The sequence below is a fragment of the Pseudomonas sp. ZL2 genome (assembly GCF_054788455.1).
This window is the reverse complement of record NZ_JBGOGX010000003.1, coordinates 1-19,299: the sequence shown is the minus strand read 5'-3', so window position 1 is coordinate 19,299 and position 19,299 is coordinate 1. Positions and strand designations below refer to the sequence as shown.

The window sequence follows — 19,299 nt, the reverse complement described above, 5'->3', positions numbered from 1 at the left end:
AGTGGCGATATAAGCAACAAAAAAAATGAGGTTCCCTGCCCATGCCGCTTACCACCCTGATCCACCGTTCCAGTCAGCCATGCCCTGACGTCAGCCCGCAGCAAGCAGCGACCCTGTTGCAGGATCACTATGGGCTAAGCGGCTCACTGCAAGCGCTGGGTAGCCAGCAAGACCTGAATTTTCGCCTGGACGCCCCCAGCGGGCGCTATGTGCTGAAGGTTTGCCATGGCGACTATGCCATTGCGGAGCTCCAGGCCCAGCATGCTGCCCTGGGCTATTTGCATGACCAGGGAGTGCCGGTACCTGCGGTGTTGGCAGCACGTACCGGCGAGCAGTTGCTGGCGGTGAACGTGAACGGTCAGGGCTTGCGCGTGCGCTTGCTCGACTATATAGAAGGTCAGTCGCTGACCCGTATCAAGCACATGGAGCCGCGCCTGGTGGCTGAGCTGGGCCGTCTTTGTGCACGAGTCGACCTGGCCCTGGCCGACTTCACCCACCCGGGGCTCGAACGAACCTTGCAATGGGACCCACGGCACGCCCAGGCATTGATCGCTCACCTGTTGCCGGTGTTGGCCAAAAGCCCGCAGCAAGCGCGGGTAAGTGCCGCCGCAGAGCAGGCCAGGGAATGTCTGCAACCGTTGCTCGACAAGTTGCCGATGCAGGCGGTACATCTGGACATCACCGATGATAACGCCGTCTGGGCGCGCGATGAGCAGCGCCAGTGGCAGTTGCAAGGCGTCATCGATTTCGGCGACCTGATGTACACCTGGCGCGTCGCCGACCTGTCGGTGACCTGCGCGGCATTGCTGCATCACGCCGAAGGCGACCCGTTGCGGATACTGCCGGCAATCGAGGCCTACCATGCGCTCAACCCGCTGACCGAAGCCGAACTCAAAGCCTTGTGGCCATTGGTGGTGGCCCGCGCCGCGGTGCTGGTACTGAGCAGTGAGCAGCAGTTGAGCGTCGACCCGGGTAACAGCTATAGCCGCGACAATCTGGCCCATGAGTGGGAGATCTTCGACGTCGCCACCAGCGTGCCTTTCGAACTGATGGAGGCGGCGATCCTGCAGGTGGCCGGGCATGAGATGCCCGCGTTGGTGCTGGAAGGTTGCGTGCCGTTGTTGCCGCCAACGCTCGCACATCAGGTTGTAACGGTGGACCTGGGCGTCCTCAGCGAGCACTACCAGGCAGGGAACTGGGAGCAGCCCGGCATTGACCAGCAGTTGCTGGCCGAGCAGGCGACAGCGTCGGGCGCGGCCTGCTCCTTGTACGGGCAATACCGCCTGTCGCAGACGCATATCGACAACCCTGCAGAGCCTGCGACCTTTGCCTTGCAGGTTGAATTGCTGCTACCGCTCGGCACGACGTTGCAGGCGCCCTGGGCCGGTACCTGGCATCAGCATGGCGAAGACAGCGGCTGCCTTGAGGGCAAGGAATGCAGCCTGTGGCTGCACGGGTTGGGCGCCGCGCCAGAGGATGGTCAGAAGGTCACCCCAGGGCAGGCATTGGGTGCCAGCGCCGGACTTTTCAGTGCTCAACTATGCCGGATTGCCGGGCTCTACCCGCCAGCCTTTGTCGAGCCGTCACGGGCACAGGCCTGGCAGGCACTCTGCCCCTCGCCGCAGGCCATCCTCGGCGTTGCCTGCGACGCCGAACCGCTGGTCGATGCCCAGGCCTTGCTGGCTCGGCGCGATGCCAGTTTCGCCCGCTCGCAGAAGCACTACTACCAGCAACCGCCGCATATCGAGCGCGGCTGGCGTAACTACCTGTTCGACATGCAGGGGCGGGCTTACCTGGACATGCTCAACAACGTTGCGGTACTCGGTCACGGGCATCCGCGCATGGTTGCCGAGTCGGCGCGGCAATGGTCATTGCTCAATACCAACTCGCGCTTCCACTATGCAGCCATCGCCGAATTCTCCGAGCGCTTGCTGGCCCTGGCTCCGAGCGGCATGGACCGGGTGTTTCTGGTCAACAGCGGCACCGAGGCCAACGACCTGGCGATCCGTCTGGCCTGGGCCTACAGCGGTGGGCGCGACCTGCTGAGTGTGCTCGAGGCCTATCACGGCTGGTCGGTAGCTACCGATGCGATTTCCACCTCCATCGCCGACAACCCCCAGGCCTTGAGCACAAGGCCGGACTGGGTACACCCGGTGATTGCACCGAACACCTATCGCGGCGCCTATCGTGGCGCCGAGAGCACCGCCGATTACCTGCGTGACGTCGATGCCAGGCTCGACGCACTGGCCGCCGAGCAACGGCAACTGGCCGGCTTCATCTGTGAGCCAGTTTACGGCAATGCCGGCGGCATCTCGCTGCCGCCGGGTTACCTGCAGCAAGCCTATGCCAAGGTCCGTGCAGCGGGCGGCGTGTGCATCGCCGATGAAGTGCAGGTTGGTTACGGCCGTCTTGGCACCTGGTTCTGGGGGTTCGAAGAGCAGGGCGTAGTGCCGGACATCATTACCATGGCCAAGGGCATGGGTAACGGCCAGCCATTGGGCGCGGTCATCACCCGCCGGGAGATTGCCGAGGCGCTGGAAGCCGAGGGCTATTTCTTTTCCTCTGCCGGTGGCAGCCCGGTCAGCTGCCGCATCGGCATGGCCGTGCTCGATGTCATGGAAGAAGAAGGGCTGTGGGACAACGCCCGTGAAGTCGGCGGCTACTTCAAGTCGCGGCTGCAGCAGTTAGTCGATAAACATCCGCTGGCAGGTGCCGTACACGGTTCCGGCTTCTACCTGGGGCTGGAACTGGTGCGGGATCGCCAGACCCTGGAGCCGGCCAGTGCCGAGACCACGGTCCTGTGCAACCGCCTGCGCGACCTGGGTATCTTCATGCAGCCCACGGGCGATTACCTCAACATCCTCAAGATCAAGCCGCCGATGTGCACCACCCGGGCAAGCGTGGACTTCTTCGTCGACAGCATCGACCGGGTACTGTCAGAAGACCTGTAACGCTTGAGCAAAAGCCGGTTAATTCGATTGTTATCGGATTAACCGGCTTTTTACTGGCTAATATTTTCGCAATGTTACTTTTAAAGCCGATATTTATCGGATATAAATGCCTCCATCATCACCGTGATGGCCTGGCCTTGTCGGCCCAGCCACCTGCCGAGGAGGAATAAATGAGCCGCACTGTCACTGTTGCCGCCACCCAGATGGCCTGCACCTGGGACCGCCAGGGCAACCTGGAAACTGCCGAGCGGCTGGTCCGCGAAGCGGCCGCCAAGGGCGCGCAGATCATCCTGATCCAGGAGCTGTTCGAAACTCCGTACTTCTGCCAGAAGCCCAATCCGGATTACCTGCAGCTGGCCACCCCGGTTGAATCCAACGCCGCCATCGCCCATTTCCAGCAGCTCGCCAAAGAGCTGCAGGTGGTGCTGCCGATCAGCTTCTACGAACTGGCCGGGCGCGCGCGTTTCAACAGCATCGCGATCATCGATGCCGACGGCAGCAACCTGGGCGTGTACCGTAAAACCCACATCCCGGACGGTCCCGGCTATCACGAAAAGTACTACTTCAACCCGGGCGACACCGGCTTCAAGGTCTGGCAAACCCGTTACGCAAAAATCGGCGTAGGCATCTGCTGGGACCAGTGGTTCCCCGAGTGCGCGCGCAGCATGGCCCTGCTCGGTGCCGAGGTGCTGTTCTACCCGACGGCCATCGGCAGCGAGCCGCACGATAAAACCATTTCCTCGCGCGACCATTGGCAGCGTGTGCAGCAAGGTCATGCCGGCGCCAACCTGATGCCGCTGATCGCCAGCAACCGCATCGGTCGCGAAGAGCAGGACGGCTACGACATCACCTTCTACGGCTCCTCTTTCATTGCCAACCAGTTCGGCGAGAAGGTCCAGGCGCTGAACGAGACCGAGGAGGGTGTGCTGGTGCATACTTTCGACCTCGACAAACTTGAGCACACCCGCAGTGCCTGGGGCACTTTCCGAGACCGTCGTCCGAATCTGTACGGCCCGGTGAAGACCCTCGACGGCGCGCTGCAATCCTGATAGTTCAGCAAGGATCATCTATGAAAACGCTTACCAGTACCCCGCGCGCCGACGGCTTCCACATGCCTGCCGAATGGGCGCCACAAACCCAGGTCTGGATGGTCTGGCCCGAGCGCCCGGACAACTGGCGCCTGGGTGGCAAGCCGGTGCAGGCTGCCCACGTGATCCTGGCCAAGGCTATCGCCCGTTTCGAGCCGGTGACCGTTGCCGTCTCCGCCGCTCAATACGATAACGCCCGCGCCCGTCTGGACCTGCCGAACATTCGTGTGGTGGAAATCAGCAACGACGACGCCTGGGTTCGTGATACCGGCCCGACCTTCGTCATCAACGACAGCGGTGAAGTGCGTGGTGTCGACTGGGGCTTCAATGCCTGGGGCGGCTTCGAGGGTGGTCTGTACTCGCCATGGAACCGCGACGAGCAAGTGGCCAGCAAGGTGCTGGAGATGGAACGCTGCCAGCGCTACCACACCGAAGGCTTCGTGCTGGAAGGCGGCTCGATCCATGTCGATGGTGAAGGCACCCTGATCACCACCGAGGAATGCCTGCTCAACCACAACCGCAACCCGCACCTGAACCGTGAGCAGATCGAAGCCATTCTGCGCGATCACCTGGCAGTTGACAGCATCATCTGGCTGCCGGATGGCCTGTACAACGACGAGACCGACGGCCACGTCGACAACTTCTGCTGTTACGTTCGCCCGGGTGAAGTGTTACTGGCCTGGACCGATGATCCGCAAGACCCCAATTACGCACGCTGCCATGCCGCACTTGAGGTGCTGGAGAACAGCCGTGACGCCAAAGGCCGCGCCTTTACCGTGCACAAGATGCCGATTCCGGGGCCGTTGTTCGCCACTGAAGAAGAGTGCGCCGGGGTCGATCCGGTGGCCGGCAGCCAGGAGCGCAACCCGTCGGTGCGCCTGGCCGGCTCCTACGTCAACTTCCTGATCGTCAATGGCGGCATCATCGCGCCAAGCTTCGACGACCCGGCAGATGCTGAAGCTAGAGCGATTCTGGCGCGAGTGTTCCCTGAACACGAAGTGGTCATGATCCCCGGGCGTGAGATGCTTCTGGGGGGCGGCAACATTCATTGTCTGACCCAGCAGCAACCGGCACCAGCCAAAGGCTGAAGCGCTGGAGGAAAAGAGCCCGTCGATTGACGGGCTTTTTTTTGCGTGGACGACGATCGGCATAGCCTTCTGGCACACCTCTTGTATTTGTTTTGCATTGTATTTCAAACAGATAGGGCTGCTTAGTTCTGTCACAAAGTTTGAGTAGGTTAGCCGCTCACGGCCCCGGGAGTACGTGTCGAAATGAATGCAGCAAGTGAGCCGGCTTCGCCCCCATCAGCGGTGAATCACGAGTCCCTCCAACGCGTGGCGCAGTGGTTGAAACACAATGGAGCAAACCGGGTCAGGAAGGCCGACCAGCGACGCACGTTGCTGGCGCGTTATCCGGCAGGCCTGCTTAGCGAAGCAGAGCTGGAAGCGCTGCTGGGTGATGGCAGCCGCTAGGAGGTTCGGCAGCAGGAATGAAAAGGGCGGCATTGTCTGAACAATGCCGCCCTTTTTAGTCGCTTGGCGTTTAGAAACTATAGGTGCCGGTAACGATCAGGCTGCGGGGATCACCGAACTGGATCTGCGCGGCGCTGGTGGCCGAGCTGTAGTAGGTCTTGTCGGTGATGTTGTTGAGCGCCGCACGCAAGTCCCAGTCCTTGGTGCGGAAGCCGGCCAAGGCATCCCAGCGGCCATAACCTGGTAATACCGCCGTGTTCTGGTTGTCGGCATAACGCTCGCCGACCAGGGTCAGGCCGGTTTCGCCGTACCAGCCCATTTCCGGCTTCCAGGTCACGAACAGGCTGCCATTGCGCTTGGCGACGTTGCTCACGCGGTTGCCTTCCTGGCCGTTGTTGTCCTTGACGATGGTTGCATCCTGGATACCAATGCCGCCGCGTACGTACCAGTTGCCCACGATGTTGCCAGTGGTGGTCAGCTCGACGCCGCGGGAACGCTGCAGGCCCGAGAGCAGGGTGATGCCCGGGTTGTTCGGGTCGCTGGTGCGGCGGTTGTAGAGTTCAAGTTCGTAGACCGCCAGGGTGGTACTCAGGCGCTCATCTAGCCAGTCGCTCTTGACCCCGATTTCCTTCTGCCGGGTCTGTTCCGGACTGGTTTCGTTAGTGTTGCCGGCAGCACCCGGGGTGATGCCGATCAAGCCACCGCCGACTGGCGAGAACGTCTTGCTCCAGGACGCATAGAAGGAGTGCTCCTTCCAGGGCGAATAGACCACGCCCAGGCGCGGGCTGGTGCTGTTGCTGTCCTGCTTTTCGGATATGCCGCGGATCTTGTTGGTGGTTTCCACTTCGAACTGGTCGAAACGGACCCCGGCCAGCACTTGCCACTGATCATTCAGGCGCAGTTGGTCCTGGAGGTACAGGCCGCGGCTGTCGACCACGGTGTGGTTATTGCTGGAGACCACCATGGTGCCGTTGTGTTGCAGGTTACGGTTGGGATTGTTCAGGTCCAGGCTCGGTACCGGGCGAGAGCCTGTGCCCGAGGTCGCTGCGGTGTAGAGGAGCGGGTCGCGGCGCTGGTTGCCGAATTCAAGGCCGGTGAGCAGGGTGTGCTGCAGGCCGAAAGTGTCGAAGTTGCCTTCCAGTTCAAGGTTGTTGAACAGGTTGCGGGTGTTCAGGTCCTGCTGCCAGCGCTGGCGGGTGACCTGTTGGGTGGTGGTGTTGTAGCTGGTCTGGTAGGTGTTGTCGAAATCGCTGTTGAGCTTGAACAGGCCCAGGGTATGGCGTACCTGCCAGTTGTCACTGAGCTGGTAGTTCAGGCGCGAGCGCAGGGACTGGGCCTTGTCGTCGATGAAGTCGCGCTGGGTATCACCGTAGGTGGTGTCGCGGCCGACATCGGCCGGGCGGCCATTGACGCTGGGGATACCGCGATCCGGGGTGCGGTTGTAACGGCTGTATTCGTACTGCACCAGCCAGTTCAACTCCGGGGTCAGCTGCCAGCTCATGGACGGCGCGAACAGCTGGCGGCTGCCATCGATGCCGTCGCGGAAGCTGTTGTTGTCCTGATTGCCCATGTTCAGGCGCAGGCTGATGTTGTCGGTTGGATCGGCGCTGAGATCGGCATACAGGCTGCGCAGGTCTTCGCTGCCACCCTGGGCCTCGATGCTGGAACGCCGGCCGGCTTCCGGCATCTTGCTCACCCGGTTGACGATCCCGCCCTGGCTGCCGCGGCCATAGAGCACCGCGGCTGGCCCCTTGAGCACTTCAACCCGCTCGATGCTGTGCAGGTCGCGCACGTACTGGCTGTCGTCACGGATCCCGTCGAGGTAGAAGTCGTTGCTGGCATCAAAGCCGCGGATACGCACGCTGTCAAAGCGCGTGTCGGCGCCGCTGCTGACGTTGGGGATGCCACTGAGTGCCTTGCCCAGGTCATTGCTGCCGTAGTCCAGGACGTTGCTGGTCTTCACCGAGTCGATGGCCTGGGGCACATAGCGGGCAGGCGTAGTGGTGCGGGTTGCAGTGTTGACCTCAGGTACCCGCGGATCATCGCGTTCGCGATCTGTCTCGGCGGTGACCGAGACCTCGGGCAGTGTGGTGGTGGCAGCAGCGACCAGGCCAGAGCTGAACAACAGCGACAGGCCCAGGGTCAGCGGAGAAAGGCGGCAGGGGGCAAGCATGGCGGATATCCGGACATTCATTGGCAGAGGAAAATTTTGCGCGAATGATAATGCTTGACATTTACTAACGTTAATTGTTTCTTTGTTTGTCGACGAGCTGTTTGTTTCAAGATATTTCTGTCTATAAGCCTTTAGTCTGGCAGGGTTATTTGTGCTGTTTTTTGCAACAAACCTGTCGTCACGACGACGTTTTTCGCAATCTTCGCGGGCATTAACCTGACGGCATCATTTTTTGCTGTCGCGGAGACCGCTATGCCGGTGCAAACCACCCTTCACTATGTTTTCGACCCCCTGTGCGGCTGGTGCTATGGCGCCGAGCCGCTGATCAGCGCCGCCAGCGGTTTGTTGCCGGTGGTGATACACGGGGGCGGGATGATGGCCGGTGCCAATCGCCAGAAGGTGTCGGCGCAGCTGCGCGACTTTGTCATGCCCCATGACCGGCGCATTGCTGAATACACTGGGCAGCCTTTTGGCCGGGACTATTTCGAAGGGTTGTTGCGTGACCACGATGCAGTGTTCGATTCGCAGCCGCCAATCGCGGCGATCCTTGCCGCAGAGCAACTGGCGGGCCGTGGCCTTGAATTGCTGGCGCGCTTGCAGCGTGCGCACTACGTAGAAGGTCGACGTATTGCCGATGATGCGGTGCTCAAGGCAATCGCCACAGAGATGGGGCTACCTGCCCAAGCTTTTGCCAGCGCATTGCTGGAAATGGACACACAAAGCCATATGCGCACCAGCCGCGCATTCATGGCCAGCGTCGGTGGGCAGGGATATCCAACCCTGGTGCTGGAGCGCGAAGGGCGGCTGCAGGTCATCGACATCGGCCCCTTCCTCGGTAAGCCTGACGCCTTTGTGCAATGGCTGGACCGGGAGTTCTACCTGAGCGCTGAGGCAAAGGTCTCTAACCTGCCGTTTTGCACCCCTGATGGCTGCGGTTCGTAACCGGAAACAGTTACTTTTCACGAATTTTTGACATGCTGATCCGCACACGGATAGGATTCGGTCAACGCCTGTAGGCCCATCGGCCAAGAGTCCAGAAAAAAGGCCCGCTGCGAACACTCGCAGGCGGGCTTTCTATTTTCAGACCCGTGAGCGTCAACCCACGCAGGGGGCGTGGTTTTTGGCGTTTGGTCGCAGAGCGTCTTTGACTAAGTAATAAGGAAAATAAAATGTTGAAAACCAGGATCAGTCTGATCGCGCTGGGGCTTATGGCAGCGACTCAGGCTATGGCCAATGACCAGGCCGAAGCCAAGGGCTTCGTAGAAGACAGCAAAGCCAGCGTTCTGCTGCGCAACGCCTTCATCAACCGTGACAAGAAGCACCACACCAAAGACCAAAGCGAGTGGGGCCAGGCCTTCATCGGCAAGTTCTCCTCCGGCTACACCCAGGGCACCGTTGGTGTCGGTGTCGACGCTTTCGGTCTGTACGCTGTGCGTCTGGACGGTGGTAAAGGCCGCAACGGCGGTGGCGGTATCGACTTCTTCAAGCCGGCGGACGGCGACTCGCCAACCAACCAGCAGAACTCCCCGCACAATCTGGCCCGTGGTGGCGCAGCAGTTAAATTCCGTATCTCCAACACTGTACTGAAGTACGGTGACCAGATGCCGGAACTGCCAGTGCTGCAGTACGACGACGGTCGCCTGCTGCCAGAAAGCTACACCGGTACCCTGATCACCTCCAAGGAGATCAAGGGCCTGGAACTGAACGCCGGTCGTTTCACCCAGGAAGCCCGCAAGAGTGCTGAAGGCCGTGACAGCGGTGGCCTGAAGTCGATCAACGTATTCGGCGGCAGCTACAAGTTCACCGAAAACCTGTCGGCTTCCCTGTACACCTCCGATGTTGAAGATGTACTGAAGAAGCACTACCTGGGCGTGAACTACGTTCACCCTATCGCCGACGACCAGTCGCTGACCCTGGACTTCAACGGCTACAAGTCGGACATCGACAAGAAGTACGTCGCTGCCGCCGACCTGACCGGTGACTCCAACACCATCTGGAGCCTGGCGGCCACCTACGCCTTCGGCCCGCACTCGATCACCATTGCGCACCAGCGCAGCACTGGCGACACCGGCTATCAGTACGGCTTCTACCAGAACGCCGGTGGCGTGGGTGACGGTGGTTCGACCATCTACCTGGCCAACTCCTACTGGTCCGACTTCAACGCTGAAGACGAGCGTTCCTGGCAGCTGGGCTACGGCCTGGACTTCGGCGCCTTCGGCGTACCGGGCCTGACCTACAAAGTGGCCTACGTGCGTGGTGACAACATCAACACCCACGGCTTCGGCGAAGGTAAAGAGCGCGAAATCTTCAACCAGTTCAAGTACGTGGTTCAGGAAGGCCCTGCCAAGGACCTGTCCGTCAAACTGCGTAGCTCGTTCCTGCGTACTTCTGACAGCGTTCGTCAGAACGGCTACAACGACGACGGTAACGAAGTCCGCGTATTCGTCGAGTACCCGATCAGCATTCTCTAATAGCTGTTTGGCGACTCCAGCAACCCCGGCCTAGGCCGGGGTTGTTTCTTTTCGGCGTACAGCAGGCTTGATCGCCAGCACCTCGCTGCTCTGCGGCTCGAAGCTGTCGCTACGGGCCATGCGCCACATCCGTGCATAGAACTCACTGTCGATCGAGCCGCTGAGCAATTCACCGGGCTTGAGGAACACGTGCAACTGCGAAAACAGGCGGATCTCGCTGGCGCTGATGCGTCGCACCAGGTGCTTTGGTTTGAGCTCATTGGGGGGCTCAAGGCCAGCAGCGGCAAGCATTTCGGCCAGAGCATGCAGGGTGTTGCGATGGAAGCTGAAAACTCTGTCAGCTTTATCCGGCACAACCAGGGCCCGTTGGCGCAGCGGATCCTGAGTGGCCACACCGGTCGGGCATTTGTTGGTGTGGCAGCTCTGCGACTGGATGCAGCCGATGGCGAACATGAAGCCACGGGCCGAGTTGACCCAGTCGGCGCCGATGGCCAATACGCTGGCGATGTCGAAAGCACTGACAATCTTGCCGCCCGCGCCGATACGAATCTTGTCGCGCAAGTTCAGGCCCACCAGGGTGTTGTGCACGAACATCAGGCCTTCGCGCATCGGCACGCCGATGTTGTCGCTGAACTCCCGTGGCGCGGCGCCGGTACCGCCTTCCTTGCCATCAACTACGATGAAGTCCGGGATGATACCGGTGGCCAACATGGCCTTGGCGATGCCCATGAGCTCCCATGGGTGGCCAAGGCAGAACTTGAAACCCACGGGCTTGCCACCGGACAGCTCGCGCAACTGGCCAATAAACTGCAACAGTTGCACCGGGCTGCGAAAGGCACTGTGCGCCGCCGGTGAAATACAGTCTTCGCCCATCAGCACACCACGGGTTGCGGCGATTTCGGCGCTGACCTTGTGTCCTGGCAATATTCCGCCATGACCGGGTTTGGCGCCTTGGCTGAGCTTGATCTCGATCATCTTCACCTGCGGGTCGCGGGCCTGTTCGGCGAAACGTTCAGGATCGAAGCGGCCCTCTGGCGTGCGGCAGCCAAAATAGCCGCTGCCGATTTCCCAGATCAGGTCGCCACCATGCTCACGGTGGTAAGGGCTGATGCTGCCTTCACCGGTGTCATGGGCGAAGTGGCCAAGTTTCGCGCCCTTGTTCAGCGCAGCAATGGCATTTGCACTGAGCGCACCGAAGCTCATCGCCGAGATATTGAAGATCGATGCCGAGTAAGGTTGGCGGCACTGCGGGCCGCCGATGCTGATGCGAAACGAGGCTGGGTCGGGTGTTTCTACCGGCAGCATGGAGTGGCTGATGAACTCGAAGCCTGGCCGGTAGACATCGTTGAGGGTGCCAAAGGCCTTCTCGGCGCTTTCATTCTTGGCCCGCGCGTACACCAGCGAGCGTTGGGCCCGGGAAAACGGCAGCTTGTCGTCATCGCCCTCGAGCAGGTACTGACGAATCTCCGGGCGGATGGTTTCGATCAGGTAACGGATGTTGCCGAGGATCGGGTAGTTGCGCCGTACTGCGTGGTGGCTTTGGCGCAGGTCATTGAGGCCGACCAGGCTGAGCAGCGCGCTGATCAGGGTCAAAGGCCATAACCAGGAATGGGCAGAAAGAAACGGCAGGCTGGCAAGGGTGAAAACAAGGCAGCCGAACAGGCAGGCGTAGCGGCTGGGTAGCGAAGCTTTCATGGATCTTCCGCTGATATGAGAGATCCTTCCTAGGATAGGCAAAGCGCCCCGGTAGAAAACCAGTGGTTTCGGTAAAACACTTTTATCCCCGCCGTGCTTGTCAGGCGGCCACGCTCATGCGCCGGATTCGGTTGCCTGGGCGAGTATTTGCAGAAAAGCGTCGGCTGCCCGTGAGCGTCGATGGCGATGGCTGACAGCGAGTAAACCGATGGTGGCCGCAGCTTCGCTCAAGGGGCGGTAGCACACGCCGCGCTGGTTCAAGGCACGGGCGCAGGCGGGGACCAGAGCGATGCCTTGACCGGCTGCCACCAGGGCAATGATCGACGTGATCTGGCGTCCCCTCGGCCCGCGCAGCAAGGGCAGCTCGCAATGGTGGAACAAGCGCTCGATGGCATCGTTGAGGCCGGTGCCCTGCTCGTCGCTGTACAGCACCACAGGATGCGCTTGCAGCTCGACCAGGCTGATGGTTTCGAGGGTCGCTAGCGGGTCGCCCTCGGCCAGCGCCACAAACAGTGGCTCCTGATCCAGCGGCTGGACCTGCAGCTCACTGAACTCCTGCGGTGGCAACAGACGACTAAGACCGATTTCCAGGGTGCCTTCGACGATGTTCCGCCATTGCGCACTGGAGGCTTCTTCGACCAGGGTCAGGCGAACCTGCGGATAGGCGCGGGAAAACTGCTGGATAGCCTGGGTGAAACGGTCGCTCAAGGCTACCGAGCTGGCATAACCGATGCTCAGGTGCCCGGCAGTCCCGGCAGCCAGCTTGGCGGCAAAGCTCTCGCTAAGAGTCAGTTGCTCCAGCACTCCGCGGGCGTAGGGCAGAAACTGCTGGCCTTCGCCGGTGAGGCTGACACTACGGCTGCTGCGTTCGAACAGACGAAACCCCAGCTGGCTTTCCAGCGCCGAGATCTGCCGGGTCAGTGCCGGCTGGGCCAGGTGCAGACGCTGCGCGGCGCGGCCGAAATGCAGGTCGTCGGCGACGGCAATGAAATAGCGCAGCTTTCGCACATCGAGCATGTTGCACCTTGAGGTATCAATCGGTCCGAAATCGGTATTGGCCAGCGCCAATGACCGCACCTTATAAACATTGCTCGTCACTGTAACGAGTTTTCCCATGCAATCGCGCCTGTCCGCCGCCCGCTTCGCCATGTTCCTCTGCGGATGTGCCGCGTTTCTGCCGCTTTACGCTACCCAGGGCATTCTCGCCGAGCTGGCGCAGAGTTTCGCTGTGGGCGCCCAGCACGTCAGCTGGAGCATCACCTCGACCACCCTGGCCGTGGCCCTGGTCGCACCCTTTGTCGGCGTGCTGACCCGGCGCTGGAGCCAGAAGACCGTATTGGTCGCCGCAACGCTGTTGCTCAGCCTGCCGGGCTTGATGCTGGCATCGGCCAGTGACTTGAACAGCCTGCTGTTCTGGCGCTTTGTCCAGGGCATGCTGATCCCGGTGATCTTCGCCACCAGCGTGGCTTACATCGGCGAGCGCTGGCAGGGTGCCAAAGTCACCGAAGTCACCAGCCTGTACGTCGCCGGAACCATTCTCGGCGGTTTTGCCGGGCGCTTTCTGACCGGGGTCATGACTGAATACCTGGGCTGGCGCGAAGCTTTCATCCTGCTGGCGACGTTGAACTTGCTGATCGGCCTGAGCATCCACCGGCTGCTGCCTAGCGGCGCGCGCCTGATCGAGATCACCATCGCCAACAAACGTATCAGCATGCTGCGCAATAGGCGGTTGCTGGCTGCTTATTTGGTTGGTTTTTGTGTGTTGTTTTCGCAAATTGCCACCTTCACCTATGTCGGGCTGCATCTGCTGGCCGCGCCATTCAATCTCAGCTCAGCAGCGCTGGGCTCGGTTTATGCGGTGTTTCTCCTGGCCCTGGTGGTCACGCCGATTGCCGGCAAGCTGGCCGGCGCCCGACCGCCTGCACACCTGGTGCTGGTAGCCGGCGTGCTAGGGCTGTGCGGGTCCTTGCTGACGTTGCTCAGCAGCCTCTGGTGGATCGTGCTGGGACTGGCGTTGAGTTCCACAGGGGTATTCCTCGCCCAGGCGGCCGCCAATGCTTTTGTCACCACCACCGCGAAGCACAACAAGGCCGGCGCCGTAGGCTGCTACCTGACGTTCTACTACCTGGGCGGCAGCGTCGGCGCCTTGTTACCGGCGTTGCTCTGGGAGCGCTGGGGCTGGTCAGGCTGTGTGCCTCTGATCATGGCTGCACAACTGCTGGTGATGCTGATTGCCTGGTTTGGCTGGCAGCGCACCGATGCCGCTGACACAAATACGTTCAAAGAACCGCTGACCCATCCATAACAAGGACGTGAATACTCAAATGAACACCGTGATAGCCCTGCACAGCAAACTGCTTTCAATCGTCGAGCCGGTGCTCAATGACATGCCGGCCAGCACCCTCAAGCACGCGTTGTTCGAAGCGTTCTGGGCGGTTGAGGACGAGCTGATGGAAATCGAGAAGGCTTTTTCACTGCTCACCGAGCGTAGGCATTCACCTGCGGTGCTGCGCAAGTTCTTCGCCAGTTGGTCGAAAACCAACAACTCCGCGGCCAGTGTCTCCGGGCTGGCCAACCGCCTGACCCTGCTGGCCCGTTCCGATGCAGGCTCTATGGCTGCCGACCAACTCTATCGCGCCTGCGGCAGCCTGCAACGGATTACCGACGAAGACCTTGGCGCCCTGGGCAACACTTTGCATGCCGATCTGTTCTACAACATGGCGACGCCGATCTGTGGTGATGACCAATGGATGCTCAAGGCCAACTGCCTGCCTTCTGCCCAGTCCTTCAAGGACTGGACCGACCGCCAGCGCCTGCGTGAGCGTGACTTGCTGCAAGGTCTGCTGACCACTTTGGTGCATGAGGTCTATACCCATGGCGAGGTCGAGTTCATCCACCCGATGTTCAAGGAGTGGTTCGTCCGCGATATGGGCATACCGGCAGAACGGGCTCGAGCGACGGTGGCCTGGGTCACCGTGCACACCGGTGGTACCGAGAGCAATCACTTCGCCCATGCGGTAGCGGCGGTCGAGCAGTTTGTCGAAGCCATGCAGATCAATGTCGATCAGGCGGCGGCGCGGGAGATATTCGAGCGCTACCTGCGAATGAAAGCCGGGGTGATGAAGGAGTGTGCAGAGCTGCTGCATTAACCTCCGGGCGGTTCATTTCCGTGGACATGGCACCATCGTTGGCCGTGTTCGGCAGTGGTCGCCTGATCGGGCGCAGGCGCGCCCGTATACTGGCTGCGGCGAGCTGACGGCTTACTGATCCGGGGCGATGGCAAACATCAGCTGGTCGGCTTCCAGGTAGACGATCGCCTCGCGGCCAATGACGTCCACCGGGCGGGCGGCCACCGCTTCGTGTTCGGGGACGATTTTCTCCAGGCGCTTGCTCACCAGGTCGACCCGCCAGATACAGGCGAACCCACCGTTGTTGTCGAAGTACAGCACTGGCCGGGTCGGGCTCCAGGTCGGGTTGACCAGGCTCCAGCCGCCGGCATCCTTGTCCATCACCCGGTCGTAGGGGTTGCTGTCGCCGGTAAGGTGCGGGTAATAGATCAGCAGGCCGGAGTTGTCGTGGTTCAGGTCGCCACTGATCTGCGCCTTGGCAAAACGCTTGCTGTTGGACTCGGCCGCGTACAGTTGTGTTGAAGGTTGCGGCGCAGCCTTGGAGCCCAGTTTGTAGGCCATGCTTTGCTGCGCTTCGCCGCTCATCTTCTGCCGGTAGTAGAACACCCCGTCAATGATCCCGGCATAGCGCCGGCCCTGATCGTTGGCGGTGATACTGTTCCAGCCATCAAAGCGCACATTGCGCGCGAACGGGTGCAGGCCAGGGCGAGCATCGGAGTATTCGTAGAGGGTGCCGATCGGGCGGCTGTCATAGATATTGCCGGGGTTGCTGCCTTCGTCATCCTGCTTTTCGGAAACGAACAGCACCACGTTCAGCACGCCATCGAGGGTGGCGACGTCCACCAGGTAGGCAAAACTGTCTTCGCTCATGTCGGCGACGGTGGCCAGGGGAAAGCGCTGCCACGGCTCATCCTCGACCTGGGTATAACGCTGGTCGCGGGGCAGGGGCTGCAGGCTCTTGGGATCAACCTGGGATAGTGCCGGTACTGGCGTCAGCAGCTTGATCTGCTGGTCGTAGGCGACTTCCAGGCAGGCGGCAGTCTCGCAGCGATTGCGCACCTCGCGCAGCCAGAAGTTCTCCAGCTCACGGAAAATCTTGCGGTCCTTGAGCGGCTTGTAGCGCTCGTTGAGCGTGTCGTCCTTGGCCGACAGCGACGGCGTGGTGCAGATGGCGGTTTCCAGCAGGGTACTGGCCTTGCTGCAGTCAAAGCCCGCGGCAACGGTTGCGGGGCTGTGCAGGCAGGCAGCGAACAGGGCGGCAGGAAGCAGGCGCGCGGCGGCTTTCATCGGACATCCATGTGAATTTGAGCAAGGTGCGGATGATACGTCAGCAAAGGCCATTGCGGAATCTGCCGCAGCAATGGCCAGCCTCGGGTTTCACGTGAACTGAATGAAGAAAAATCCTCCCTCGTCACCTTCCTTGCCGCGCCGCGCCTGGCGGTTCACATACAGGTAGCCGATGCCGTCCGCCAGCAGGCCTTCATGGGCAGGGCTGGCCTTGGCAATGTCGCTGTCCAGCAGTTGCATGAGGAACTGATAGCGCTGTGGTTCGTAGATCGGGTCCTGCAGCCACGAAGGGCGTCCCAGCGGCTTGCTGACTTCCAGGCCACTGTCCTCGTCGGCCAGCTCTTCGTCTTCTTCCTGCGCGCTGAGCGGTTCGAACTGAATGAAGCTGCGCTCCAGCAGCAAGGGCGGAACGGCTGGCAGCAGCTCCTGCTCGGCGAGGGTATGCAGAATGACGCGGGCATAACCATTGCCGGTCTTGTCCAGGTCATCCTGCTGGTTGACCGTGTAGTGCCGCTGTACGGCGCGGTTGAAGGCGCCGCCGTGCTGGCGGGCGGTGATGAACACGGTCAAGGCCATGCCGGCCGGTATGAAGTTGATCGGCAGGAACCGCTCGGTGATTGTGCACAGCGGAGTCATCGGTTCCTGGGTGTCGGGCGTCAATGGCCACAGGTCCAGGCGTGGCAGACGGGCGCCGCCACCGACCTGGCCGAGGCCTTGATCGTTGCTGCCAAGAAGGATTTTTTGCGAGTCCATGTTTAGTAACACCCCTTACGTTTGGCGAAGGATTCGGCATATCGCCGGGCGATGCGCAGTTGAGTCTGGGTGATTTTGCCTTTGCTGACCAACGAGTTGTGAATGGCTTGGGACATAAGGCGGATTTCCAGCTTGCCTCTTTTGAGCATCTGGTTGGGCTTGAGCCCCAATTGTCGCCGCAGGCGGTTTTCTTCAAGGTGAACGGCGTCGTGGTTCTTCGGCGAGAGCGCCATCGAAGGGTTGCCTTTGACCCGTTTGCCGGTGGCAATGCCCTTGTCTTCGAGGAACTTGTTGCGCATCAGTTCGTGGGCTTCGAGCTTGTCGCCGCGGTGTGCCTTGGCACCGTAGCCTGCGGTTTCACCCTCCTTGAGCAAGCCCCACGGGTCGATCCAGCCTAGTGGGTTTGGCGCGTACTGGTAGAGGTTGATTCCACCGGCCAGACCGATCGGGTCCGGCTGGGTGAAGCGGCCGATATCCGGGTCATAGAAACGGAACAGGTTGTAATGCAGGCCGGTTTCGCGGTCCAGGTACTGGCCCTGGAACCTGAGGTTCTGCTCCTCGATGAAATGCGCCTCACGCACTTCCTGCAGGGTATTGCCCCAGACCTGATAACGCGCCTGCCAGACAGTTTCGCCGCTGTCTTCGCTCAGTTGCCCAGGCATGCCGTTGAGATCGTTGTGGTAGTAGCGAACTTGCTGCTGCGCACCAGTGCCGTCAACCCGGGCCAGCGCTTCGTAGCTGTCCTCGACATACAGGTACAGGCTGGTCTGGCTGTGGCGGTGTTCCTGTAGCAGGCGCAGTCCGTCCCAGGCGAAGCAGGTCCGGTCGAGCAGGTTGCCCTGGTCATCGTACTCGCTCTTCTCGACACGCCGCCCCAGCGGGTCGTAGCGCATGTTCAGTACCCGCTCGCGACCGCCGTGCTGGCTGCGCACTTGCACCAGGCGGTGTTCGGCATCGTAGCTGAAGTGCTGGATGCCGCGCCGGCTGCTGCGTTTTTCAATCAGGCGGCCGAAGCCGTCGTAGCGGTAGCGTTTGTCCTGGTAGGTGAGCACGCGGTTGTGGCGCACCAGGCCCATGCCCGTCAGCGATCCGTCGAGCAGGTTGGCGGCGGCGTCGTAGGCGAAGGCTTCGCTCTGGCCCTGGCCGGCGTCCTGGCTGGCCATGATCCGCCCGCTGGCATCGTAATGCAGTAATTGCTGGTGCTGGCTACCGGGCTGCTGGTTGAAGCGGCTGATCAGGTTGTCTGCGGGATCGAAGTCGAAACGTTGCTGCACCGCAGCCGGCAGTTGCGGCGGCTGGTGGTTGGGGCGGCGCAGCCGTGAACGCAAACGACCGCTGCGGTCGTACTCGCTGCGGGTGTTGATACGTCCCTGGGTGCGCAGCACTTCGCGGTGCAGGCGGTCGCGCTCGAAATCGCTGATCACCTTGCCATCGAGGTTGAGCTGGTGCAGATGACCGCTGCCGTAGTACAGGCGGTTGAGCCAGCGGCCATCAGGCAGCTGGGTCTGGATCAGGTTGCCGAGTTCGTCGTAGTGATGCTGCAGCACTCCGCTGGCACTGTGTTCCTCCAGCAGTTGGCCAAGGGCGTCGTAAGCGAAGGCCAGTTGTTCGCTGTTGCCTGCCTTGTCGGTGAAACTGATTGCCGTCAGTTGATCGAGAGGATCGTAGCTGTACAGGGTTTCGCCGTCGTCGGTCTGCTTGCTGATCAAGCGTCCGACGGCATCCCGGCGTAACTGATGGATGATCGGTGCACTGCCGCCATGGGGAGCGGGGAGGTACTCCAGGCAACCGAGGTTATCCAGCGGGTCGTAGTGGTAGCGGCTGGCGCTGCCGTCCAGATCCTGCTGTTCAGTCAGGCGATCAAGCAGGTCCCAGCTGAACCTGTAGCTCTCGCCATTTTCGTTGCTCAGCGCTTGCAGGCGACCATAGGCATCGTAACTGAACTGTACCAGTCGACCATGCGGGTCGATACGCTGATGCACCTGGCCGCGACGGTTGTAGCGGTAGTGGGTGGAGTGCCCGGCGGGGTCGGTATAGCTGTTGAGCTGGCCGTTGAGATCAAGCTGATAGTGCTCACTGCGCCCATCGGGCAATTGCGAGCCGAGCAATCGGCCCTGGGCATCGTACTGGTACTCGGTACGTTCGCCGAGGGCATCGGTGACAGCCTGCAGATGCCCGCGCCGGTCATAGCTGAAGCGGGTCGGATACCCTGAGCAATCGACCTGCTCAATCAGCAGGCCCAATTCGTTCCAGCGCAGGTGCTTGTGCTTGCCCGCCGCAT

14 protein-coding genes are annotated in these 19,299 nt (G+C 61.2%); 8 read left to right on the top strand and 6 right to left on the bottom strand.

Annotated elements, in window-relative coordinates:
- The first annotated feature begins 41 nt into the window (after nt 1-41).
- The 4 genes from ABM562_RS03740 (at nt 42) to ABM562_RS03725 (ending at nt 5,511) form a co-directional block, all read left to right on the top strand.
- Nucleotides 42-2,951 carry an aminotransferase gene (locus ABM562_RS03740; protein WP_460420924.1) on the top strand — a complete coding sequence of 970 codons (2,910 nt, stop codon included), beginning with the start codon at nt 42-44 and terminating at the stop codon, nt 2,949-2,951.
- Between the two features lie 170 nt (nt 2,952-3,121).
- Entirely contained in the window at nt 3,122-4,000 is an 879-nt protein-coding gene (gene aguB, locus ABM562_RS03735) for an N-carbamoylputrescine amidase (RefSeq protein ID WP_115084862.1), read from the top strand.
- Between the two features lie 20 nt (nt 4,001-4,020).
- Nucleotides 4,021-5,127: an agmatine deiminase gene (gene aguA, locus ABM562_RS03730; protein ID WP_460420922.1), complete on the top strand. Its 1,107-nt coding sequence runs from the start codon at nt 4,021-4,023 to the stop codon at nt 5,125-5,127.
- A 183-nt stretch (nt 5,128-5,310) separates the two neighbouring features.
- Nucleotides 5,311-5,511, top strand: coding sequence for a hypothetical protein (locus tag ABM562_RS03725; RefSeq protein ID WP_115084864.1), 201 nt, complete (start codon nt 5,311-5,313; stop codon nt 5,509-5,511).
- Between the two features lie 70 nt (nt 5,512-5,581).
- On the opposite strand, the gene ABM562_RS03720 is transcribed toward ABM562_RS03725, so the two are convergent.
- Nucleotides 5,582-7,684: a TonB-dependent receptor gene (locus ABM562_RS03720; RefSeq protein WP_115084865.1), complete on the bottom strand. Its 2,103-nt coding sequence runs from the start codon at nt 7,682-7,684 to the stop codon at nt 5,582-5,584.
- A gap of 252 nt (nt 7,685-7,936) precedes the next feature.
- Between ABM562_RS03720 and ABM562_RS03715 the strand changes: the two genes are divergently transcribed.
- Together ABM562_RS03715 and ABM562_RS03710 are read left to right on the top strand one after the other, a co-directional pair.
- Nucleotides 7,937-8,626 carry a DsbA family protein gene (locus ABM562_RS03715; RefSeq protein ID WP_134064825.1) on the top strand — a complete coding sequence of 230 codons (690 nt, stop codon included), beginning with the start codon at nt 7,937-7,939 and terminating at the stop codon, nt 8,624-8,626.
- Between the two features lie 227 nt (nt 8,627-8,853).
- Nucleotides 8,854-10,155 (top strand): OprD family porin, encoded by a 1,302-nt coding sequence (locus ABM562_RS03710; protein ID WP_010221262.1) that lies wholly within the window; start codon nt 8,854-8,856, stop codon nt 10,153-10,155.
- Between the two features lie 30 nt (nt 10,156-10,185).
- Here ABM562_RS03710 and ABM562_RS03705 read toward each other — a convergent pair whose 3' ends face one another.
- The gene (locus ABM562_RS03705) at nt 10,186-11,850 is read right to left on the bottom strand and encodes an FMN-binding glutamate synthase family protein (RefSeq protein WP_460420919.1); all 1,665 of its coding nucleotides are present in this window, start codon (nt 11,848-11,850) and stop codon (nt 10,186-10,188) included.
- A 114-nt stretch (nt 11,851-11,964) separates the two neighbouring features.
- Nucleotides 11,965-12,867, bottom strand: a complete 903-nt coding sequence (locus tag ABM562_RS03700) for a LysR family transcriptional regulator (protein ID WP_258578537.1) — start codon at nt 12,865-12,867, stop codon at nt 11,965-11,967.
- Between the two features lie 97 nt (nt 12,868-12,964).
- Between ABM562_RS03700 and ABM562_RS03695 the strand changes: the two genes are divergently transcribed.
- A complete protein-coding gene (locus ABM562_RS03695) occupies nt 12,965-14,155 on the top strand; it encodes an MFS transporter (RefSeq protein ID WP_460420917.1) in 1,191 nt (396 codons plus the stop codon).
- 19 nt (nt 14,156-14,174) lie between these two features.
- Complete coding sequence (locus ABM562_RS03690; protein ID WP_115084870.1) at nt 14,175-14,999, top strand: hypothetical protein; 825 nt, start codon at nt 14,175-14,177, stop codon at nt 14,997-14,999.
- A gap of 111 nt (nt 15,000-15,110) precedes the next feature.
- On the opposite strand, the gene ABM562_RS03685 is transcribed toward ABM562_RS03690, so the two are convergent.
- The 3 genes from ABM562_RS03685 to ABM562_RS03675 form a co-directional block, all read right to left on the bottom strand.
- Entirely contained in the window at nt 15,111-16,265 is a 1,155-nt protein-coding gene (locus tag ABM562_RS03685; RefSeq protein WP_460420915.1) for a lysozyme inhibitor LprI family protein, read from the bottom strand.
- 90 nt (nt 16,266-16,355) lie between these two features.
- Nucleotides 16,356-17,018: a hypothetical protein gene (locus ABM562_RS03680; RefSeq protein ID WP_115084872.1), complete on the bottom strand. Its 663-nt coding sequence runs from the start codon at nt 17,016-17,018 to the stop codon at nt 16,356-16,358.
- Nucleotides 17,019-17,020: 2 nt separating this feature from the next.
- A partial coding sequence (locus ABM562_RS03675; protein ID WP_460420913.1) for an RHS repeat-associated core domain-containing protein occupies nt 17,021-19,299 on the bottom strand: 2,279 nt, incomplete at its 5' end.

Coding starts and splice junctions, on each gene's coding strand:
- ABM562_RS03680 (WP_115084872.1), bottom strand. CDS start 17,018: ATGGACTCGCAAAAAATCCTTCTTGGCAGCAACGATCAAGGCCTCGGC.
- aguB (WP_115084862.1), top strand. CDS start 3,122: ATGAGCCGCACTGTCACTGTTGCCGCCACCCAGATGGCCTGCACCTGG.
- ABM562_RS03690 (WP_115084870.1), top strand. CDS start 14,175: ATGAACACCGTGATAGCCCTGCACAGCAAACTGCTTTCAATCGTCGAG.
- ABM562_RS03710 (WP_010221262.1), top strand. CDS start 8,854: ATGTTGAAAACCAGGATCAGTCTGATCGCGCTGGGGCTTATGGCAGCG.
- ABM562_RS03685 (WP_460420915.1), bottom strand. CDS start 16,265: ATGAAAGCCGCCGCGCGCCTGCTTCCTGCCGCCCTGTTCGCTGCCTGC.
- ABM562_RS03695 (WP_460420917.1), top strand. CDS start 12,965: ATGCAATCGCGCCTGTCCGCCGCCCGCTTCGCCATGTTCCTCTGCGGA.
- aguA (WP_460420922.1), top strand. CDS start 4,021: ATGAAAACGCTTACCAGTACCCCGCGCGCCGACGGCTTCCACATGCCT.
- ABM562_RS03740 (WP_460420924.1), top strand. CDS start 42: ATGCCGCTTACCACCCTGATCCACCGTTCCAGTCAGCCATGCCCTGAC.
- ABM562_RS03705 (WP_460420919.1), bottom strand. CDS start 11,850: ATGAAAGCTTCGCTACCCAGCCGCTACGCCTGCCTGTTCGGCTGCCTT.
- ABM562_RS03725 (WP_115084864.1), top strand. CDS start 5,311: ATGAATGCAGCAAGTGAGCCGGCTTCGCCCCCATCAGCGGTGAATCAC.
- ABM562_RS03715 (WP_134064825.1), top strand. CDS start 7,937: ATGCCGGTGCAAACCACCCTTCACTATGTTTTCGACCCCCTGTGCGGC.
- ABM562_RS03700 (WP_258578537.1), bottom strand. CDS start 12,867: ATGCTCGATGTGCGAAAGCTGCGCTATTTCATTGCCGTCGCCGACGAC.
- ABM562_RS03720 (WP_115084865.1), bottom strand. CDS start 7,684: ATGCTTGCCCCCTGCCGCCTTTCTCCGCTGACCCTGGGCCTGTCGCTG.